17 protein-coding genes are annotated in these 19712 nt (G+C 66.9%); 9 read left to right on the forward strand and 8 right to left on the reverse strand.

From position 1 onward, the window contains the following. Nucleotides 1-143: 143 nt before the first annotated feature. Together OID54_RS34110 and OID54_RS34115 are read left to right on the forward strand one after the other, a co-directional pair. Nucleotides 144-1535, forward strand: coding sequence for an MFS transporter (locus OID54_RS34110; RefSeq protein ID WP_329025944.1), 1392 nt, complete (start codon nucleotides 144-146; stop codon nucleotides 1533-1535). Between the two features lie 50 nt (nucleotides 1536-1585). Further along, entirely contained in the window at nucleotides 1586-3322 is a 1737-nt protein-coding gene (locus tag OID54_RS34115; RefSeq protein ID WP_329027943.1) for a gamma-glutamyltransferase family protein, read from the forward strand. A gap of 46 nt (nucleotides 3323-3368) precedes the next feature. Here the strand turns inward: OID54_RS34115 and OID54_RS34120 are convergent, their stop codons facing one another. After that, nucleotides 3369-4166: a FadR/GntR family transcriptional regulator gene (locus OID54_RS34120; RefSeq protein WP_329025946.1), complete on the reverse strand. Its 798-nt coding sequence runs from the start codon at nucleotides 4164-4166 to the stop codon at nucleotides 3369-3371. Between the two features lie 182 nt (nucleotides 4167-4348). Here OID54_RS34120 and OID54_RS34125 point away from each other — a divergent pair, with 182 nt between their 5' ends. The 4 genes from OID54_RS34125 (at nucleotide 4349) to OID54_RS34140 (ending at nucleotide 9368) form a co-directional block, all read left to right on the forward strand. Then, a complete protein-coding gene (locus OID54_RS34125; protein ID WP_329025947.1) occupies nucleotides 4349-4771 on the forward strand; it encodes a RidA family protein in 423 nt (140 codons plus the stop codon). A gap of 275 nt (nucleotides 4772-5046) precedes the next feature. Next, nucleotides 5047-6852 carry an amidohydrolase gene (locus tag OID54_RS34130; protein WP_329025949.1) on the forward strand — a complete coding sequence of 602 codons (1806 nt, stop codon included), beginning with the start codon at nucleotides 5047-5049 and terminating at the stop codon, nucleotides 6850-6852. Continuing rightward, a complete protein-coding gene (locus OID54_RS34135) occupies nucleotides 6849-8327 on the forward strand; it encodes an amidase (protein ID WP_329025950.1) in 1479 nt (492 codons plus the stop codon). Before OID54_RS34130 ends, OID54_RS34135 begins: the two co-directional genes overlap by 4 nt. A gap of 129 nt (nucleotides 8328-8456) precedes the next feature. Then, complete coding sequence (locus OID54_RS34140) at nucleotides 8457-9368, forward strand: YoaK family protein (protein ID WP_329025951.1); 912 nt, start codon at nucleotides 8457-8459, stop codon at nucleotides 9366-9368. 339 nt (nucleotides 9369-9707) lie between these two features. Here OID54_RS34140 and OID54_RS34145 read toward each other — a convergent pair whose 3' ends face one another. From OID54_RS34145 to OID54_RS34160, 4 genes are all read right to left on the reverse strand, one after another. After that, nucleotides 9708-11042, reverse strand: a complete 1335-nt coding sequence (locus OID54_RS34145; RefSeq protein ID WP_329027945.1) for an NAD-dependent succinate-semialdehyde dehydrogenase — start codon at nucleotides 11040-11042, stop codon at nucleotides 9708-9710. Nucleotides 11043-11736: 694 nt separating this feature from the next. Next, nucleotides 11737-13386: a histidine decarboxylase gene (locus OID54_RS34150; protein WP_329025953.1), complete on the reverse strand. Its 1650-nt coding sequence runs from the start codon at nucleotides 13384-13386 to the stop codon at nucleotides 11737-11739. A gap of 316 nt (nucleotides 13387-13702) precedes the next feature. Further along, the gene (locus OID54_RS34155; RefSeq protein WP_329025954.1) at nucleotides 13703-13969 is read right to left on the reverse strand and encodes a hypothetical protein; all 267 of its coding nucleotides are present in this window, start codon (nucleotides 13967-13969) and stop codon (nucleotides 13703-13705) included. 377 nt (nucleotides 13970-14346) lie between these two features. Beyond that, nucleotides 14347-14592 carry a transposase gene (locus OID54_RS34160; protein ID WP_443055731.1) on the reverse strand — a complete coding sequence of 82 codons (246 nt, stop codon included), beginning with the start codon at nucleotides 14590-14592 and terminating at the stop codon, nucleotides 14347-14349. A gap of 50 nt (nucleotides 14593-14642) precedes the next feature. Between OID54_RS34160 and OID54_RS34165 the strand changes: the two genes are divergently transcribed. After that, entirely contained in the window at nucleotides 14643-15653 is a 1011-nt protein-coding gene (locus OID54_RS34165; RefSeq protein WP_329025956.1) for a TY-Chap domain-containing protein, read from the forward strand. Between the two features lie 337 nt (nucleotides 15654-15990). Here OID54_RS34165 and OID54_RS34170 read toward each other — a convergent pair whose 3' ends face one another. Further along, nucleotides 15991-17853: a KedN5 family methylcobalamin-dependent radical SAM C-methyltransferase gene (locus tag OID54_RS34170; RefSeq protein WP_329025957.1), complete on the reverse strand. Its 1863-nt coding sequence runs from the start codon at nucleotides 17851-17853 to the stop codon at nucleotides 15991-15993. Between the two features lie 325 nt (nucleotides 17854-18178). Continuing rightward, nucleotides 18179-18397 carry an MbtH family protein gene (locus OID54_RS34175; protein WP_329027947.1) on the reverse strand — a complete coding sequence of 73 codons (219 nt, stop codon included), beginning with the start codon at nucleotides 18395-18397 and terminating at the stop codon, nucleotides 18179-18181. Between the two features lie 372 nt (nucleotides 18398-18769). Between OID54_RS34175 and OID54_RS39320 the strand changes: the two genes are divergently transcribed. Next, on the forward strand, nucleotides 18770-19138 hold the full coding sequence (locus OID54_RS39320; protein ID WP_443055819.1) for an adenylyl-sulfate kinase: 369 nt from the start codon (nucleotides 18770-18772) through the stop codon (nucleotides 19136-19138). Here OID54_RS39320 and OID54_RS34180 read toward each other — a convergent pair. Continuing rightward, a complete protein-coding gene (locus OID54_RS34180) occupies nucleotides 19080-19211 on the reverse strand; it encodes a hypothetical protein (RefSeq protein ID WP_329025959.1) in 132 nt (43 codons plus the stop codon). The genes OID54_RS39320 and OID54_RS34180 overlap by 59 nt on opposite strands. A gap of 76 nt (nucleotides 19212-19287) precedes the next feature. Between OID54_RS34180 and OID54_RS34185 the strand changes: the two genes are divergently transcribed. Beyond that, nucleotides 19288-19698 carry a DUF6027 family protein gene (locus OID54_RS34185; RefSeq protein ID WP_329025961.1) on the forward strand — a complete coding sequence of 137 codons (411 nt, stop codon included), beginning with the start codon at nucleotides 19288-19290 and terminating at the stop codon, nucleotides 19696-19698. The last annotated feature ends 14 nt before the right edge of the window (nucleotides 19699-19712 follow it).

The raw sequence follows: 19712 nt of genomic DNA on the forward strand, positions 1-19712 counted from the left end.
TTCTCACCCGTCCGGGCCCCGCCCCCTGCCCCACCAACTGCCGCATCGGTATGACCGCGCCACCGCGCGCCGGTCGGGCATGTCTCCACACCCTCACTCTTCCTCTTTCTTCATCTGACTCCGGTACGTCCGGGAGGTTCGAGATGCGAGACTCCATTACCCCGACCTCATCGACCTCGCCCGCGCAGCAGAGCGACCCGCGTCGTGTTGCGCTGGCCTGCATGGTCGGCACCATGATCGAGTGGTACGACTTCTACATCTACGGCATGGCCGCGGCCCTCGTCTTCGGGCCGCAGTTCTTCCCCAGCCTCTCCCCGTTCGCCGGTGCGCTCGCCTCCTTCGCCACCTTCGCGGTGGGATTCGGCGCCCGCCCCCTCGGTGGTGTGATCCTCGGACACTTCGGTGACCGCGTCGGTCGCAAGACCGTCCTGGTGGTGTCCCTGTTGTTGATGGGGCTCTCCACCTTTGCCATCGGCTTGCTGCCGACGTACGCCACCATCGGTATCTGGGCTCCCATCCTGCTGGTCGTCTGCCGCTTCCTCCAGGGCGTTGGCCTTGGTGGGGAGTGGGGTGGGGCCGCACTGATGGCCGTCGAGCACGCCCCGAAGGGAAAGCGCGGACTCTACGGGAGTGCGATCTCGTTGGGGATTCCCGCCGGTCTGGTGCTGGCGAACATGGCGTTCCTGATCATGGCTCGACTCGCACCGGACAGCGCCTTCGCCGACTGGGGATGGCGAGTGCCGTTCCTCTTCAGCATCGTCTTGGTCCTGGTCGGCCTCTGGGTACGGCTGAACGTCGCTGAGAGCCCGTACTTCAAGAAGGCACAGGAACGTGAGGAAGAGCAACGGCTACCCGTACTGGAACTCTTCACGACCTACCCCAGACAGCTCCTCCTCGCGGCCGGCTCCTTCATCGGCAACAGCGCGATCGGCTACATCGTCATCGTCTATCTGTTGTCGTACACCACCACCGTCCTCAATCTGCCCAGACAGCGGATTCTGTGGATCGTCCTCCTCAGCATGAGCGTGCTGGCGATCACCATCACCCTGTCCGCCCGCTACTCCGACCGGCTGGGCCGACGACGTGTCTACCTCGCAGGTTCCATCGGGCTGCTGATCTGGTCCGCGGCGTTCTTCCCACTGATCGACACGGGCTCCACCGTGCTGATCGCGCTCGCCGTGACGGTGATGAACGCACTCTCCGGAATGGTGTTGGGACCGCAGCCCGCGCTGTTCGCCGAGATGTTCAGCACCCGGGTGCGCTACAGCGGGGCGTCGCTCAGCTACCAACTCGGCGCACTGCTCGGTGGAGCCGTCGCGCCGCTCGCGGCAACCTCGCTCTACGAGTGGACGGGAAGCTCATGGCCGATCACCGTCTATCTGCTGGCCGTGTCACTGATCAGCCTGGTCTGTGTGTGGGCCTTCAGCGAGACCAGCACGCGGGATCTCGGCGACGATGACCAAGACCCGGCGGTGAAGCCAGGGCTTGTGACGATCGAGCTACCCGAAGCGGGCCGCGACGGTGTGGCGCGGTGAGCCAGCCTTCCGGCGCGACGACCCGGCCGCAGCTCTCCGGCACGTTCGGCATGGTCTCTTCCTCGCACTGGCTGGCCAGTGGGGCCGCGATGGCGATGCTCGAACGCGGTGGCAATGCCTTCGACGCGGTCGCTGCCGCGGTGTTCACGCTCCAGGTCGTGGAACCGCACCAGAGCGGGCCCGGTGGGGACATGGTGCTCATCTTCGCGGGCGCCGAAGAATCCTCGGCGCACGTACTCTGCGGACAGGGCCCAGCGCCCGCAACCGCGACGATCGGTGCGTTCCACGCGCTCGGGCTGGAGCTGGTACCGGGGTCCGGGCTGCTGCCCGCGACCGTTCCGGGAGCCACCCCCGCCCTGCTGACCCTCCTGAGGGATCACGGCACCCTGCGACTCGGCGAGGTCCTGGAACCGGCCATCGGGTACGCCCGGGCCGGCTATCCGCTGGGGAGCGCGGCGGCGCAGACCATGGCAGCGATGTCGGAAGTGTTCACCACCCACTGGCCCACGTCGGCGGCCATCTATCCGGCGCGACCGCACGAGGGCAGCCGCTTCACCAACGAGCCACTGGCTCGGATGTATGAGCGGTTGGTGCGGGAGGCCGAAGGCGTCGGGACCTGCCGTGCGACACAGCTCGATGCGGCACTCTCCGTCTGGAGCCAGGGCTTTGTCGCCGAAGCCATCGATGGGTTTGCGCGGCGACCGGTGCCCGATGCCACCGGGACACGACACAGCGGGTTCCTCTCGGGCCAGGACATCGCCGATTGGGCGCCCGCGTATGAGGCGGCGGTCAGCGTCGACTTCCGTGGCCATACGGTGTGCAAACCCGCCGCTTGGAGTCAAGGGCCGGTTCTCCTCCAGCAGTTGAAACTGTTGGAGCCGTTTGAGCTGGTCCCAGGCACCGAGGAGTACGTTCATCTGGTGGTGGAGGCAGCGAAGCTCGCCTTCGCCGATCGAGAGGCGTGGTACGGCGATGTGCCCGACGTCCCGTTGCCCGAGCTCCTTTCGGAAACGTACGCCGCTCAGCGCCGCGTACTGTTGGGGGAGAGCGCGTCGTTGGAGTTGCGGCCGGGTTCGCCCGGTGGGCGAACGCCTCGACTGCCCGGGCTGACGGCGACAGCGGCGCATCGCACCTCGGATGTCACCACCGCCGAACCGACCTTGGGAACCGCCTCGGTCGGTCGTCGCGGCACCGGCGCGACGGGGGGCGACACGGTCCATGTCGATGTGGTCGACCGGTGGGGCACGATGGTCGCCGCGATGCCGAGCGGCGGTTGGTTGCAGTCTTCGCCCGTGATCCCCGAGTTGGGGTTCGCGCTGGGCAATCGGCTTCAGATGACCTGGCTCCAAGAAGGGCTCGCCAGCTCTCTCATGCCAGGTCGCCGCCCCCGGACCACTCTTTCCCCCACCTTGGTGCTCCAGGGCGGACGTCCGGTGCTCGCCTGCGGATCACCCGGGGGCGATCAGCAGGACCAGTGGCAACTGCTCTTCCTGCTCCGGCGGTTGACGGGGAACCGTAGCCTCCAGGGCGCCATGGAAGCCCCGGTGTTCCACAGTGCGCACTTCCCGGGTTCGTTCTATCCGCGGCTGGCGCGACCAGGGCAGTTGGTGGCGGAGGAGCGACTCGGGAGCCGAGTGCTGGCCCAACTCGCCACGCGCGGACACGAAGTGGTGTCCGCGCCTGACTGGTCGCTCGGCCGTATGTGCGCAGTCGGTCGGGCACCGGAGGGACTCCTCACGGCTGCCGCCGATCCACGCGGTGGGTTGAGCTACGCGACGGGGCGGTGATGTAGGCCCGCGGTGGACCATGGGTGCCTGCGGGGGCGGTCTCCCCTCAGCCGTGCGATCTGCCCGTTGCGGTCCCTCTCGGTGTCGTGTCCCATGCGCTCGCCGATTCCATCAGAGGATTTGCCGCGGCGGGTTCCTCCTGCTCGATGGGCGTGGTCATCGGGTTGAGCGCATGGCGCTCGGCCGCCGCTGTGGCCGCTTCGGGGTCCCCTGCTGCGATGGCCTGTACGAGGTCGATATGGATGTTGAGGCGGTGCTTCTTGTACTTCGTGTGTTCTTCCAGGGTGTGGTGCGGCACCACTTCCGTTGCCTGGTCCTGGATGAACTGCACCAGTCCTAGATACACGGTCTGAAGGATGTGGTTGCGCACGATGTGGGCGATCCGCTCGTGCAGGCGCCAGTTGGCCCGCAGGAACCGCTCGGGGTCGTCCACGGCATCGGCCATCGCGTCGATGAGGACGCGCAGATCGGCGATGTCCCGGGTGCTGCGGAAGCGTGCGGCATCGCTCGCGATGATGGGTTCGAGGCCGTTGCGTACGGCGATGGCATCGATGACGCTCACCGGTTCGCTGTGCACGGTGAGCAGGGTCTGGCCGAGTCGGACCACGGGATCGGTGGGGGCGACGAACAGCCCTCCACCGGGTCCGGGGCGCACAACGATGCGTCCTCGGGCCTGGAGGAGTCTGACCGCCTCGTTCACCGTCGCGCGTGCGACACCGCTTTCAAGGCGTAGCTCCTCCTTGGTCGCGATGCGTTCGCCGGGTGTGAGTCGCCGTTGTGCGATGAGGTCTTCAACATATTTGGCCAGGGTGTCGGCCTTGGGAGCGTTTCCAGACAGCGCCATGGAACGAGTATAACCAAAAAGCCTTGAAGGGGATTGACAGTGGAGGGCAAGGCGAGCAGAGTCGGAAAGAGCATAATCAATAGCCTCGGAATCCCGGCCCGGATTCTTGAAGATCGGTTGACCGTAGTGGCGGCCGGAGAGCCAGTGCAGGGCGCACCCCCTAGAGCCAGGAGACAACAGCGATGGCCATTGAACGAATCGACACCGATCCTTCCCGTGCAGGCGAGCTGCCGTATGCGCCTGTGGTGAAGATCGATGCTCCCGCGACGATGTACTTCCTCGGCGGGGCGACCGCCCTTCCGCTCTATCACAACCACCCGCACGTTCCGGAAGAGTGTGTACTGCCCGACGACATCGTCGAGCAGACGCACCGGGTCATGCGCAACATCCAGCAGGTCCTGGACCACTTGGGCCTGACCTGGCGCAACGTCGTGAAGACGACCGAGTACATCACCGATATTCGCGACGCGGACCTGATGCACGCGACGATGGACGAGTACTACCAGGGGTGGACACCGGCGGCCACGATGGTCGCGGTCAACAACCTCAGCGCACCCGGGGCCCGCTTCGAGCTCGACGCCGTCGCCATGGGCCCGCAGACCTGAGCCCAACCCGACGGCTCCTCGGTGCATCGCACACTGCCGGAGGGTGCCGAGTGCGGGGACATCTGATCGATCCGGGCCGCAGGTAGCCCAGGGAAACGAGTTCGCCACGAGGCCGATCCTCGTGCTCACGCTGCCGAGTTGGATCGGACACGTGGCCGGTGGCCCTCACCATCCGTCCCGATCTCCACGGCACCAGGTCAGTCGAGTCTCGCCCTGGTAGGGGACGTGACGTACCCACCATGAACGGATCACCTACGAGAAAGCAGGGCACCTCCATGCCCAGATCGCGGTCCGCCGCCACCGGCGGGGCTCATCGCGCCACCAGCGCCGACAGCGTACTGACCAACGCCAACATCCTCACCGTGGACGCTGACTTCAGCACTGCGGACGCGGTCGCCATGGCCGGCGGCCGAATCGTCGGGGTGGGCACGCATGAGGACATACAGCACCTCATAGGGCCCGACACACAGATCACCGATCTCGGTGGCCGTACGGTGCTGCCCGGGTTCATCGACACCCATGGTCACCTCGGCCTGTTCGGCCAGGAGAAGCACTGGGTCAATCTCGATGGGGCGGGCTCGGTCACCGAGATTTGCGAGCGGATCGCGCGGGCGGCTGCGACGACGCCCATCGGCGAGGCGATCGTCGCCACTCCGGTCGGTGATCATCCGTACTTCTTCCGCGTGCCTGAGTGTCTCGTCGAAGGCCGCTTCCCCACCCGGCAGGAACTGGACGCCGCCGCCCCGGACCACCCGGTCTACATCACCGCACCGACCAACCGCGTTCCCAACAGTGCCCTCTTCAACACCCGTGCCCTGCGCGCTGCCGGGCTGATGTCCGCGAAGACCTTCACCAAGGCGCTCAAGGGCAAGTCGAAGGACGGCATGGAGGTCACGGACACGGCCTACTGGCTGGACGGCATTGAGGTTGTCCGGGACCAGCAGACCGGCCGCCCCACCGGCGAAATACGCAATATGCAGCCCATCTACAACCCCTCCAGCTACTACGACAAGATCACCCCCTTCCTGCCGCAACCGACCTACGAGTCCATCCGCGACGGCATTCGGCTGATGGCACCTGACTTCCTCGCCGAAGGCGTCACCACACTGCTGGAGAACCACCTCACCCGAGCGGAGGAACTGCGGTCCTACCGCGAACTCGATCTCCCGCTACGGATCTTCTTCGCCCATGAGATCGACGCCCGGCAGTCGGTGGAGGAGATTGAGCGGATGCTCCGCACCGTCTCCTTCAGCGGGCGCGAGGGTTTCGGTGACGATCACCTAGCCCTGGTGGGCGTCAGTATCGGTGTGGACGGTCCGCACTGGCACGGGGCGGGGGTCGCCGACGAGCACTACATCGGCCCGGACGGAACCATGATCAATCCTGATCCCCTGGTACCGGAGCCCATCTACCGAGCCATCGTCGGCCTCGCCGCCAGGCTGGGACTGCGGGTGCACACCTGCGCGGGTGGCCGGCGTGCGATACAGATCGCGCTGGACGCCTTCGCCGCGGCCGACGACGAGTCTTCGATCTCCGACCGTCGATTCGTCCTGGAACACTGCGAGTTCCCCACCCCCGCACAGATCGCCGAATGCGGGCGCCTCGGCGTGGTACCCACCACAACGACCAACTTTCTCTGGGGCAAGGTATCCGAGGTGTTCATCGACCGCCTCGGCGGCGGTGACTACTCCGAAAACGCCATCCCGTTGCGCTGGTGGCTCGATGCCGGAATCCCCGTAGCCCAGGAAACCGACTGGGGCCCACGCAGTGTCATGTTCTCCATCTGGCAGTCACTCGCTCGACAGTCTGGCCTCACTGGCGAGGTCATCGGGGCGCACCAGCGCATCAGCCGTGAAGAGGCCATCCGTCTCTTCACCAACAACGGCGCCCATGCCCTCTTCAAGGAAGACGTACTCGGCTCCATCGAGGTGGGCAAGTTTGCCGATCTCGTGGTGCTCTCCGAATCCCCCATGACCTGCCCCGAAGACGCCATCAAAGACATCGAAGTCCTCGTCACCATGATCGACGGCAAGGCCGTGCACGGACACGAGGTCCTCGCCCAGTTGAGGGAGGCACAATGATCAACCACCACAACATCCACTTCATGTCCGCCACCGAGATGGCTCGCCGCATCCGCACGCGCGAACTCTCCCCGGTGGAGTTGATGGAGAGTGTCATCTCCCGCATCGAGGACCGCAATCCCAAGATCAACGCCTTTGTCTTCACGGCATACGAGGAAGCGCGCGAGCGGGCGCACGCCGCGGAACAGGCGGTGCTGGCAGGTGAGAACCTAGGTCGGCTGCACGGGGTACCCACAGCGATGAAGGACCTCTTCGACTTCAAACCCGGATGGATCTCCACCCTGGGAGGAGTGCCGGCCCTCGCTGGAAACGTGGCCACCTCTTCCTGCACCTGGGTCGAGCGGATGGAAGACGCGGGCGCCATCATCGTCGGGAAGACCAACAGCCCGGTGCTTGGCTTCCGCGGACTGTCGGACAACCCGCTCTTCGGCCCGACCTGCAATCCCTTCGACACCACCCGTAACTCCGGTGGTTCCTCTGGAGGTAGCGCGGCGGCCGTTGCGGACGGCATGGTGCCCTTTGCGGAGGGCACCGACGCGGGCGGATCGATCCGAATCCCCTCCTCCTGGTGCGGTGTCTACGGCTTCAAGCCCTCGGCCGGGCGCGTCCCGGCGATCATGCGCCCCAATGCCTTCGGCGGGACCAACCCGTTTGTGCACGAGGGCATGATCACGCGTTCCGTCGGGGATGCAGCGCTCGGCCTGAGCGTCCTGTCCGGAGCGCACCCACTGGACCCCTTCAGCTTCGGGGCGCCCGTGGACTTCTTCGGCGACCTCCAGGGTGATGTACGGAACTGGCGGATCGCCTACAGCCCTGACTTCGGCGGATACCCCGTTGACCCCAAGGTTGCCCAGATCGTCGAGCGAGCCGCCCACGTCTTTGAACAGGCGGGCGCGACCGTGGAGAAGGTCGACATCGACTTTGGCCTGGGCCACACCAAACTGACCGACCTGTTCTACCGTCAGATCGCGATACAGAACAGCGAGACCATTGCCCATCTACGGACTCAGGGCATCGACCTACTCGGAGAGCACTCCGAAGGCATTCCAGATGAGCTCAAGGAGTCCGCTGCGCAAGGGAACCGGTTGAAGCCGTCCGATGTCTCCCGCGACCAGGTACTCCGGTCCCAAGTGTTCGATACTCTGCAGACGGTTCTGTCCAGTCACCAGATCCTCCTCACACCCACCGTCGGCGCCACGGCAACTGTCAATGCGACTGATGGTGAGTCAAAGGGCCCCGCCGTGATCAACGGGCAGTCGGTGGACCGGTTGCTTGGCTGGTGTCTGACCTACCTCATCAACATGACCGGACACCCGGCCGCGTCCATCCCCGCCGGTCTGACCGACCAAGGACTACCGGTGGGCCTGCAGATCATCGGGCGGCGCCACCAGGACGGCGATGTCCTCACCGCAAGTGCAGCCTTCGAAGACCTTCAGCCGTGGCAACACACTTACCCATCAAACACCCGGGGATGAGCCTCCTGGCTTTCGGAAGCCGAGATACACCGTACGTCTGATGTCCACAGCGGCCACTGGGACCACGCCCCCTCGCCGCCCTCACCATGCTCCGTGCGGGTCGCTGCCCGCACGGAGCACGGCGGGCGCATGCACCTCGATGACGACATCGACCTGGCAGCAGGCCCACCACGAAGCGGCCCCGCCCCGAAGGTGTGGCAGGTACCGAGCTGCGGCGGCGGCCACCGACATGAAGGGCCACCCAGCGTGCTCGCTCACCCCGGCGATCTCCCGTCCGGCCCGGCCGTCCCCGGCGTAGCTGCCCAGAAGCGGCAGGCGGCCGGACCCCCGACGCCCGCCGCGCCCGTTGCCGCACGGCCCGCAAGCCGGGGGGACAGGCTGCTCGCCGATCTCCTGCCGCTCCTGCTGACCGTCGCCGCGGGCGCCACGGACGCCCTGGCCTACCTCGGCCTCGGGGGCGTCTTCACCGCCAACATGACCGGCAACCTCGTACTCCTCGGCATCGCCGGGGCGCACGGCATCGATCTATCCGTCGCCCGCGCCTCGGCCGCCACACTCGCGTTCACGGCCGGCCTGGTTCTGACCTTCCGGCTCACCCGAGACCTGCCCCCCCGCCGCCTGTGGCCGCGCCGCATCACGGGCACGCTCGCCGTCAGCCTGATCTGCCAGGTGGTATTCCTCGCCGGTTGGATCGCCGTCGGCGCCCGTCCGGGCAAGGTGTGGGACGTGGCGCTCGTCGCGGTCTCGGCACTGGCGATGGGCATCCAGACCGCGTGCGCGCGGCGGGTCGCCGTCGCCGGGATCACCACGACATTCGTCACCGGCACACTGACCGCTATGGCCGAATCGGCCGCGGGCGGCTCCGCCCGTCACCTCGTACGCCGCCTCTGCGTCCTGCTCGCGCTGGTCGTTGGTGCCCTCGGCGGCGCCTTTGTGCTGAGCCGGCAGCCGACCGCCGCGGCGGCGATCGCCCCGGTGCTCGTCGCGATCACACTGCTACTGGCGGCCCGACTTCATCGGGTGCAACGAAATCCGCAGTAGGAAGGTTGAGTCAGCGATGATTCCCTCGAATCTGCGGAGAATTCCCCCGAGACGATTGATAGATAGGGCTCGACGGCACTGAGCTTGGCCGCACGAGGCCGCCCAGGCCCGAGAGCCTCAAGGCCAACCAAGCCGCCCCGCGTCGATCTCGCACGATGCCCCGGTGCTCCACCGGCGACACGACCCCCGGGACGAGGTCGACGACATCCAGGAACCACGGGTGCGCTGTCACCGCTGCGACCATTCCTCCCTCGCCGAGGAGATGGACCGCGACCCTTCCGCCGAGAGCCGGTTCAGGTCGAGCTGTCGGTTCGGGGGCTGATCACGTCGGGGAGGATCTCAAGCGACGGTCCGGATGAGCTTCTTGTTGACGAACTCCTCGATCCCGGGCCGGCCGAGTTCGCGCCCGAACCCGGAGCGCTTCACACCGCCGAAGGGCAGTTCGGCGCCCTCGGCACCGACCCCGTTGACGAAGACCATGCCGGCCTCGATCCGAGCGGCGACACGCTCGGCTTGCGTGGGGTCGGTGGTGAAGAGGTACGAGCCGAGACCGTAGGGGGTGTCGTTGGCGATCCGTACGGCGTCCTCCTCGTCAGAGGCGTTGAAGACCATGGCCACCGGTCCGAACAGTTCCTCCCGGGCCGCAGGGTGCTCGGTGGTGAGGTCGGTCAGGACTCCGGCGGGGAAGTAGGCACCGCGCCGCTCGCCGGTGCTGCGCAGAGTGGCTCCTTGAGCCACGGCCGCGTCGACCTGACGGCCGAGGTTCTCGGCCGCGGCGGTTGATGACAACGGGGCGCCGGTCTCGCTGGCGAGCAGCTTGGCGGTGAACCGTTCGACGAACGCGTCATGGAGGTGGTCGACGACCACGAAGCGCTTGGCGGCGTTGCATGCCTGGCCGGTGTTGTCGAGGCGGGCGGCGACGGCGGATTCGACGACCGCGTCGAGGTCGTCGGTGGACAGGACGATGAAGGGATCGGAGCCGCCCAGTTCGAGAACGACCTTCTTGAGGTGCCGTCCGGCGATCTCCGCGACGGCCGCACCAGCTCGTTCGGACCCGGTGAGTGAGACTCCCTGGACCCGGGGGTCGGCGATGACCTCGGCGATCTGCTCGTTGGTGGCGTACACATTGACATAGGCCCCGGCCGGGAAGCCCGCCTCGGCAACCAGCTTCTCCAGCAGGGCCGCAGTAGCCGGGCATTGCGGCGCGTGCTTGAGCACGATCGTGTTGCCGGTCGCCAGGTTCGGGGCGGCGAAGCGGGCGACCTGGTACGCCGGGAAGTTCCACGGCATGATCCCGAGGAGTACGCCCACCGGACTGCGCCGGATGACGGCGGTGCCGGGACCGGAAACGACGTCGATTGGCTCGTCGGCGAGGAACTCCTCGGCGTGGTCGGCGTAGTAGTGATAGATGTCGACGCAGAAGTCGACCTCGCCCTCGGCCTCCGGGAGCGGCTTGCCCATCTCGCGGACGATGCTCGCCGCCAGCTCGGCCCGGTGCTCCGTGTGCAGGTCACCAAGACGCCGCAGCAGGGCCGCACGCTCGGCCACGGAACTGGTGCGTCCCCAGGCGGTCGCCGTGTGGGCGGAATCCACGGCTGCCGCCACTTCAGCGTCCGTGGCGGTGGGGTAGGTGACGTTGACCTCGCCAGTGGTCGGGTCGGTGACGGCGTACATCATGCCTCCTGAAGCTGGTCGGGGGCCTCGGCGGCCGTGGTCCCCATACGTGCGAATGCGTGTTGTGTGGCCCGCTGGAGGGAGGGCAGCCTTTCGCGTCGAGTGCCGTTGTGACACCGGCGCTCGACCGGGAAACGCTGTGCCCACGGAGGTGGTTGCCACCTCACGCAGAGCCAATGGTCGGCGTCCCGACCAGTTCGTCCAGCGACACTTGGCCGCCCGATGGACGTGCGCCGGCTTCGAGCTGTCCATCCCTCCGGTGCCGCTGCCATGGTCGCATCCCACCCTATGTTTCCCCAGGTCGGAGGGATCGACAGGGGGTGAACGGGGTCATTGCGCCGAATGCAGCACAACCACTGCGAACACACACCGTGCCGGGGCCGCGCCACCCGATCCAACGCCCATGCCCTGTCTTCACGGTGACCAGGAAGCGGATTCAGGGCAGTCCAAGTCATGGTCTTGCGGGACTTGGTGGCGGTGCAGTTGGCGAGGGCCCGGCGGGCTGCGCGTTTGAGCGGCAGCCCCCGGAGTGATCTCGGAGTCCGGCTTGCGTCCGGTGATTGCCGACCTAGTCCTCGGGAAGGGGTCGATTCGCGCTCGAAGGAACATCAGTGCAGCTCAGGGGCTGATTGGGATGCCTTCGAGGACCTTCGTGTCGCGGTCGGAGCGGGCTGCGCCGCGCGCGTCCCATCGGTCAGCGTTGTCCGGGGAGCCGGGGTCGGTCCGCGTCTCCTTCGGCTGAGCGGTCGAAGGCGCCCGGGCGGGCGAGGTCGTCGAGAAGTTCGTCGATGAGTTCCTGGGTGACATGTGGCATGACGTAGATGTGGCTGTAGTCGTGGCGGTGGCCGCCGAGGTTGAGAGGGACGCACGCCAGGGAGTACTTCTGCGTGATCGCGGCCCGGGGCTGCTGGAACCAGACGCTGAGCGCGTGGTCGCCGTGTCCGACCTCGATACCGTCCTCGGCCCAGGGCTCACCGCGTTCCTTCAGCTGGTCGCTGAGGGTTCGGAGACGGCCGGCCGTGTACTCGGCGATCCGCAGAACCTCGGCGGCCTGGCGCACCTGCTGTTCCTCGCTGAACTGCGCGAGATGGTTCCACATGGCCAGGCTCGCGAATCCGCTGCGGGAACCGGCGAAGGTGCTGTCCGGGGAGGAGACGACCGCCGGGTCGGACGGCGGGCGCAGTTTGGATCCGGCACGGGACATGTAGATCCCCGTGGGGACGGGCGCGCCGGGGTACTTGTGCCCGCTGGTGACAATCGAGGAGACCTCGGGGATCCGAAAGTCGAAGACCGGGGGCGCGGTCTTGATGAGGCCGGCGTTCCGGGCCTTCTCCAGGTAGGGGGCGTAGGCGCCGCCGAGTGCTCCGTCGACGTGGATCCAGTAGCCGTTGCGGACGCTGACCCGCTCGGGGTCGTCGGGGTCGAATCGCACCCTGCGGTCGATGAGGCCATGCCGCTCAAAGACGGGACGCAGACGCTCGCAGGCGCCCTGGACGTCGTCGTAAGCGCCCTTGAAGACGCTGCCGATGTTGAAATTGACCAGAACGGGGTGGCCCTTGGCGGCGAAGAAGTCCACGAGGGCGACCAGGGCGTCGACGTCGACGGTGCCCGGTCCCTCGTCCCCGCCGGTGGTCGGGACTCCGCCGAGCGGCCAGCCGTTGTAGGTCTGCGTCCCGGTGCCGGCCAGGTCGATGGGACACTCGCCCGGGTAGAGGCTGCCGCCCAGGTCGTAGAAGGTCGGAATGTCCAGTACCCGCATGGCCTTGATGTGGGAGTAGTGGGTCTCCTGGGAGAAGAACGCCACCGGCGCGTACGCGTTGGGGTTGTCGTCGGGGTGCTCAGCCCGGATGTACGACGTACGACAGCTTGTCTCGCCGGAGACCTCATCGCGGACCAGAGCGTTGCCGTCGAGGTAGTCGCGGGCGTTCCACATGGCGTACAAGTTGCCCTCGGTACTGCCCATGGACAGCACATAGCCCCACCCGTCCTCGTCCCGCGGGTGGGCAGGGTCCTGAGGGAGCGGGGCGTGCCACAGGCCGGCGTAGTGCTCCAGCACCGCCCGCTCCAGCCACCGCGAATGCAGGCTGTAGTTGCTGTCGACGAACGGGTCCCCGATGTTGTTGATGTGGTACCCCAGGAAGCGTCCGAGGGCCGCATGGCCGCCGAGCGACAAGTTGACCTGGTACCCCAGAAAACGCCCGCGCTGCTCGCCGAGGTACCCCTCCAGTCTGGCGAGGACCGCTGTCCGCCGCTCATCGGTGTACGCGTCCGCACCCAGCCGGTAGTCGTCGTCGGTGGGCGTGGACAATGCCGTCGGGGGAGTATCGGGGTGCTCTGTGATCATTCTTTCGGTCCGTTTCTGATCGGGCCCGCCGAGGGCGGCCCGGACCCGGTTTCGGATCCGGGACCCTTCGTTGCCTCGGGAACCGCTCGGCTTCAGGAGGTTGGGGACGGCTCGGGAAGCACGTGGGAGTTCACCCACGAGCCTGTCCCGTGTCAGGTCCGCTGACGTTCGTTGTCCGACCGCCCGCGGGGCCGGCATCACATGACCGCACCGGCAGTCACGGCGGACGCCGGGGAAAGCGGCCCGTGGTGGGTGGGGTGTTCAGGCGAGTTCCCCGCGCCGGGCGGCGAACCGGATGTGCCAACGGCGCGGCAGGTCAGAGGATGCGCTCCTCGACGCAGGCCAGCAGCTCGCCCACCGCGGTGAGGTCCCTGGTCTTGCCCTCGGGCAGCTCGGTGCCCAGCTGCTGTGGTATCTCCCGGCGCAGGAGGATGGATTGCCCGGCGCTGATGACCAGCTCCGCCGGGTCCGGGGAATCAGCTCCGAGGCAGTCCGAGAACGAGGCGTCGTTCAGCTCCGCCTCCGATCGGACACCCAACTGCCGGACGACGACGTTCCGCACACATTCATCGATCGTGGACAACCCACAGCCTCCTCTGTCCGCAAGGAACGGGGCAAGCACTACTTGGATAGCAGACCCACAGCCCAGGCGGTACAAGACCGGCAACCGAACGGATGTCCCACTCCTGGTCGGGGGCCTTCTGCCAGGCACTCTGACGCGGAGTTCCGCGTTGAGGATGCCCCCAGCCACGGGCCCTGTGCCAGGCGCAGCAGGGCGCCCGGACGACAGGGGGAGGTGGGGGAATCTGTCGGTGGCGCGGTCGCTGTCCGAACTGCACTTCCAGGGACGTTCGATGTGCCTTCCAAGGGGCGCAACAGCGCGTGCGAGGTGTTCAGTCCGTCAACTGTGTCGGCTCGGCCACCTCGTCAGTCGATCCGGCCTGCTCGCCGCTGAACACTTCAGCATGGTGGCCAGGTGGGCGCGCCACCGTTGCGTACAACGAAAGTGGAATCCACGCCGGTCTGAGTCGAGTCCAGCCGTCCCTCGGTGTTCACATCGGCTTGGATCGCTGAAGGGATGCGGTCCCACGTGTCATCCGCCCACCAGCGCCGAAGACGGTCATGGAGGGTCTTCCACTTTCCGAAGCGTGCAGGCAGATCACACCACGGCGCCCCTGTCCGTTCCCGGAAGTGGTTGAGGGGCATGTGCTTCTCGTGGTGTGCCTTCGCCGGGGAAGATCGCTACCGTTTGCCGGATGGAGAACACGATTCCGCGAGGCAACTGGCTCGACGACGATGTGTTCCGCGAGCTGGTGCGGGAGATCATTCTGCTGCGACCGGGCGGGTGGAGCCTGGAGGAGTTCGAGCGCGCCGGCGCAGTGCTGGGGTGGGAACTGGGCGAACCCAGTGAGGTCGCCGGGCAGATCTGGCGCCGCTTCCTACCTCGCAGGGGGCCCTGGGGTGGCAACGGCACGGTGATCGCAGGACTTTCGGAACCCGGGCGGATACATACGCTGCGTGTTCCCGTCGTCGACCTGCCCCCCGAGGACGCGTGGACCGCCAGCGACCTGGTCCGTGCTGCCTGGTGGGTCATGGAGGAGGAACTCGGCCCACCGACACTGTGGGGAGGCCGCGTCGGGCCGTGGATGGTGTGGCCGCGCCCCGGCGGCAGCCTCGTTGTGCACTCGCACCACTCCGGCCGAGTGAACCTCGAACTCGTGCACACCGGTCCCAACTCCGACGCGGCGACACAAGGCGGCTTCCGCGGCTCCTGGCGCGCTGCTGACCCGGCCCATCTGCCCGCTGCCCCTGCCGGACCGCACCAGCCCACCACCGGCTGGGACCGGATACAGGAGCGACTCTTTCAGGCGTTGCGTGCTCTCACCCATGACACTCCCTTCCTCCCCGCACGGTTCATCCTCCACCTGGCATCCGCCCATGACCCCCTCCGGTTCGTCCAGTGCTGGAACGACGGCCCGGAGCTCGTCATTGAGGCCACCGGCTACCTGCACCATCCGGAACTCGCCGCCCCCGCCCGCCTGGCCGACAGCGGTTGGAACCTCACCCGGCCGGTCTGGCAGCGCCGTTTTCCCCAAGCCGCCAAGGACTGGGTCAGTTCCCGAACGGCCGCCCGCATGCTAGTCGAAGAATTGAAGAACCTCGGCAGCGATCCGGCCCACCTCGTGCACAGCGGAACCGTCACCGGACGCGGACGTGCCTTTCATCTGGACCTGCCCGAAACAGGCGTACGACGCGGTCGGCCCTGACCCACCGCAAGCCGCACCCGACGTGGGGCATGTGCCAGGCGAACGCCACACCGCCTAGTGGTTCTTGGTTGATCCGACTGGTCCGTACCCGTCCGGCGGTAAGGCTGCCGTCGTGTCGGTTCGAGCACGGATAGCAGCGGATGGCGCCGGTGGTGGATCGGTCGCGCGGCCGTGCCCATGGTGTTCGGGGTGGGCAGGTGGCCGCGGACCACGGTCGAAGGCCGAGCTGGTCATGGCGACGCCGTTGTTACCTCACCGGTTGGCACCAGCTGGAATTCGGGAAGACAGGATCAGCGTGTGGACGCGTTGCCGTACGTAGTGTTCGTCCGTTGTGCTGTCAGCTCTCCCGGATCTCAAGGCAACGACCGGCGTAGTAGGTCGCGAGTTCGTGGTTGTCGAGATAGTCGTCGAAACCGACGCGATATGCGAGCGTCAGATCGACCGGCGAGGGCTCATCGTCGAACGGCCGGCTCGCGCGGATGGCGTCGAGAATGTGCGGCATCGCGTACTGGAACCGCAGGCCGTTGCGGACGTAGTGCGGCAGGCCGTCGATGCTGCGCACCTCGGCGTCCTCGGCACCCGCACCGGAGTAGATCGGGCGGGTCACATTGTCGTAGCGGAAGATCTCGTTCAGTAGCGGCCTGTGTTGCCCGGGTACCTTCGGCAGGATCGCCTCATCCCACCACTGCTGGAAGATCGGCGCGAAACGTGGGTCGGCGTAGAGCTTGTGCAGCGACTCGACGATCAGGCCGGAGTCGGTGAACTCGCGGCCGTGGCCGAGCAGCTCGGCGACGGCGGAATCGGTCGAGTCCTGGAACCAGTCCGACAGGATCAGCAGTACGGCGCTCTGGGTGAGCCCGGCGAGCTCCCGCAGCGGCACCCAGATGTGCCGGAAGTACATGTTCTCGCTCATCATCCGGGCCCAGAACATGAATCGCTGCATCATCGTGTTTTCCGCGACCGTGACGGTGCGGTTGGCGAGAACGTACTCGAAGTCGTCGTTGTCGCCGCGCACGGTGACGAAGCCGTGCACCTCGCGGTTCTCCGTGTAGCTCGTGTTGGGCAGCAGCAACAGCGGGTAGACGGCGATGCGGGACACATGTTCGGACAGCCGGTCGTAGCCCGTCAGGAAGGAGTCGACCGTCTCACCCGGCGCGCCCCAGATCAGCTCGGCGTAGGCGTCGAGTCCCTCTGCTGCGAGCCATGCCGCCAGGTCCTTCCACTCGTTGAGCCGCATGTTGCTTCTGCCCATGTCACGCAACGCGGTGTCGTCCAGTGTCTGCAGCGCCACGGTGAACGAGCTCTGGAACCCCTCGGCCTTCATCCGGCGGATTATGTTGTGGAACGTCTTGGACTTGTTCTTCGCCCACGATGTCTCCAACGACTGCGGGAACCCGTACTTCTCGCGCGTCCTGACGAGGTCCTCGACGAACTCCGCGTCCGGCTGTCGCATGCCGAAGTTCGAGTCGCACAACACCACCGTCGGAATCTGGTGATAGCCGAAGAGGTCGAGTTCCGCGCGCAGCCGTTCGCGGGAGAAGTCGCGCATCCGCTGGCCGACCGCGCCACCCCAGTAACAGAACGAGCACTTGTACGGACAGCCGCGGTTGGTCTCCATCAGTGCCACGTCGTAGGGGAACCGGCCGTTGTGGTCGAGCAGTGGGATGGCCCCGGTGAGAAACGGCGACGGAATGCTGTCCAGGTCGTCGATGCGCGGTGCCTCGGCAGTGGTGTGGATCGTGCCTTCCTCGTCACGGTAGGAGATTCCCGGCACCTGTGCGAGGTCGTGCGGCGACTTCTCCTCCAGGAAGGCGAGCAGTAGGTCGCGGAAAGTGAACTCTCCCTCGCCGTTGGCGACGACGTCGACCTCGGGGAAGCGTCGGAAGACGCGTTCCGCTTGGTGCGCGACGTGCGTTCCGCCGAAGACGACCCAGCCGTCCGGGCGCACCGACTTGTAGGTCTCGGCGAGCGCGCCGAACTGGTTGAAGTTCCAGCCGAAGACCGAGAACGCCAGCACGTCCGGCACAACTCCGGAGAAGATCGTGCGCGCCATCGAGCCGAGCGATTCTCCACCGCGGAAGTTCTGTATGCGTACGTCGAACTCGGGTCCCACCACAGGATCGGCCTGTGCTGCGGCCGTGAGATATCCGGCGGCGAGCGGCATCGATTCTTTGGGCATGTCCCAGGCGCCCTGTTGCACGATCAGCGCGCGCCCGCGCTTTTCCCGTGAACGTGGTCGTGGTCGTGGTAACGGAAGTGTGGACTGACTCACTGTTCTGCCCCTATGCCGCCAGGCCGCCAGGTTCCCGCGGGCGATTGCACGCCGTACACCGTGTGAAATGTGGTTGTTCAACTGGCTCCGACGTTCAACCGCGGAAATCGGCGCGGCGCACGCCCACCGTCGAGGCGTTCTTCGACGGCGGGCGGACGTGGAGTGCAATGCAGGTGACGAAGCGGTCCACCACCGTCGTCACTGTGAAGAATGTGCATTCGTCAGTGTGAAGAAGGTGCATCCATCCGGTAGCTCAACCAGTCGAGTTATCCATGGCGCGGCGCAGGGAGGCCGGACGCAGGTCGGTCCAGTTCTCCTCGACATGGGCCAGGCACGCCGCCCGGCCGTCCGGGCCGTGCACCACTTGCCACCCGGCGGGCACCGGAGCGAACTCCGGCCACAGCGAGTGCTGGTCCTCGTCGTTGCGCAGCACCCAGAACACTCCGTTCTCATCGTCGAACGGGTTGGTCATCTCAGCCATGCCGCCTCCCAGTTGCCGCACCCTACAACGCGCCGCAGGGTGGTCAACACTCCCGCCCTTCAGCACGGTGACCCCCATAGAAGGGGGGTCCGGGTGCCGGGCCATTCACATGGCGGGAGGACCGTCTGGTTCACGGGTCTGCCCAGCTCGGGCAAGTCCGCGGCAGTCGCGGCTGCCCGGCACGGCGGCGCAGATGCTGGACGGGGATGTTCCGCGACGCGACCTGTTCCCGGGACGCGGGTTCTGGCGCACGCGACCGGAGCGAGAACGTCCGGCGGGCCGGGCGCGGGCGATGAGGTCGGCCCGCACGGCGTCATTGTGCTGGTACCGGTGATCGCGCCATACCGGGCAGCTCGCGACGAGGTGGGTGCCGCCCACGCGGCGGCCGGGATCGGCTACCTGGAAGTGTGGGTGGGACCGCCGCTGGAGGGGTGCGTGCGGCGCGACGTGAAGGGACTGCACGCCAAGGCGAACACCGGTCAGCCCAGCGGGATATCCGGGATGGCGGGATGGCCGGGACGGCTGGGGTGGACGACTCGTACGAGCCGTCCGAGGCACCCCAGCTGCCGCTGCGTATCGACCGCCATGGGCTCGGCGAGCGCGTTGGGGGCCTGCTCGGCCTCCTTTACGGGGACGCCCCGGCCCCCCGTGTGGGAGGGCCGGGGCGGTTGGGTCAGATGCGGTAGCCGAGGCTGCGCAACTGGTGACGGATCGCCTCGTCGTCGGCCGTAACGGTGCCGCAGGTCGCGGCGGCCGAGTCGGTCGGAACGAGCGCGACCTGCTCCTCACGAAGGTTTTCGTTCATTGGATTTTCCTTTCCTCACTTTGGTGTTCATCCCTGCCCGGTCGGACAAGCTCGGTGCCGCCCTTAGGCTGGCGGTATGGATGGCGACATGGATGACCTGGCCTACGACGCGACCGGTACGCCGGCGGTTCGGCTGCGCCAATGGGAACGGTGCTGGCCACCGGAGGACCCGCATGCCAACTTCAAGGCCGAGGTGGTCGACTACGGGCTCCTCGATCCGCTGGAGACCGTGCGCGGCATGTCCCGGAACCTGGACATTCCGGTCGGCGCGATCGTCCGGTATGTACTGGCGAAGTGGGCCACCGGCGGCAGTGGCGGCCTGCTCGAACTCGGGCCCGTGATGGTGCCGCGACTGTGGGAGCCGATCGCGGCTGCCGAGGAGGCCGATTCCGACGAGCAGCGGCTCGCGGCGTACCACCAGCTCCGGCAGATGATCTCCTGGCTGAAGCTGCCGCTGGACGACCCCACGGTGTACCCGCCTCAGTAATCGGCCACGTGACC

This window comes from Streptomyces sp. NBC_00690, assembly GCF_036226685.1.
Taxonomy (GTDB): Bacteria; Actinomycetota; Actinomycetes; order Streptomycetales; family Streptomycetaceae; genus Streptomyces.

Bases quoted from the DNA above. Each gene is read 5' to 3' on its own strand.
- OID54_RS34120 (WP_329025946.1), bottom strand. From the start codon at position 4,166: ATGGCGCTGTCTGGAAACGCTCCCAAGGCCGACACCCTGGCCAAATAT.
- OID54_RS34185 (WP_329025961.1), top strand. From the start codon at position 19,288: ATGGATGGCGACATGGATGACCTGGCCTACGACGCGACCGGTACGCCG.
- OID54_RS34130 (WP_329025949.1), top strand. From the start codon at position 5,047: ATGCCCAGATCGCGGTCCGCCGCCACCGGCGGGGCTCATCGCGCCACC.
- OID54_RS34175 (WP_329027947.1), bottom strand. From the start codon at position 18,397: ATGACCAACCCGTTCGACGATGAGAACGGAGTGTTCTGGGTGCTGCGC.
- OID54_RS34140 (WP_329025951.1), top strand. From the start codon at position 8,457: ATGCACCTCGATGACGACATCGACCTGGCAGCAGGCCCACCACGAAGC.
- OID54_RS34135 (WP_329025950.1), top strand. From the start codon at position 6,849: ATGATCAACCACCACAACATCCACTTCATGTCCGCCACCGAGATGGCT.
- OID54_RS34180 (WP_329025959.1), bottom strand. From the start codon at position 19,211: ATGAACGAAAACCTTCGTGAGGAGCAGGTCGCGCTCGTTCCGACCGAC.
- OID54_RS34150 (WP_329025953.1), bottom strand. From the start codon at position 13,386: ATGATCACAGAGCACCCCGATACTCCCCCGACGGCATTGTCCACGCCC.
- OID54_RS34160 (WP_443055731.1), bottom strand. From the start codon at position 14,592: ATGCCCCTCAACCACTTCCGGGAACGGACAGGGGCGCCGTGGTGTGAT.
- OID54_RS34165 (WP_329025956.1), top strand. From the start codon at position 14,643: ATGGAGAACACGATTCCGCGAGGCAACTGGCTCGACGACGATGTGTTC.
- OID54_RS34110 (WP_329025944.1), top strand. From the start codon at position 144: ATGCGAGACTCCATTACCCCGACCTCATCGACCTCGCCCGCGCAGCAG.
- OID54_RS34125 (WP_329025947.1), top strand. From the start codon at position 4,349: ATGGCCATTGAACGAATCGACACCGATCCTTCCCGTGCAGGCGAGCTG.
- OID54_RS34115 (WP_329027943.1), top strand. From the start codon at position 1,586: ATGGTCTCTTCCTCGCACTGGCTGGCCAGTGGGGCCGCGATGGCGATG.
- OID54_RS34145 (WP_329027945.1), bottom strand. From the start codon at position 11,042: ATGTACGCCGTCACCGACCCGACCACTGGCGAGGTCAACGTCACCTAC.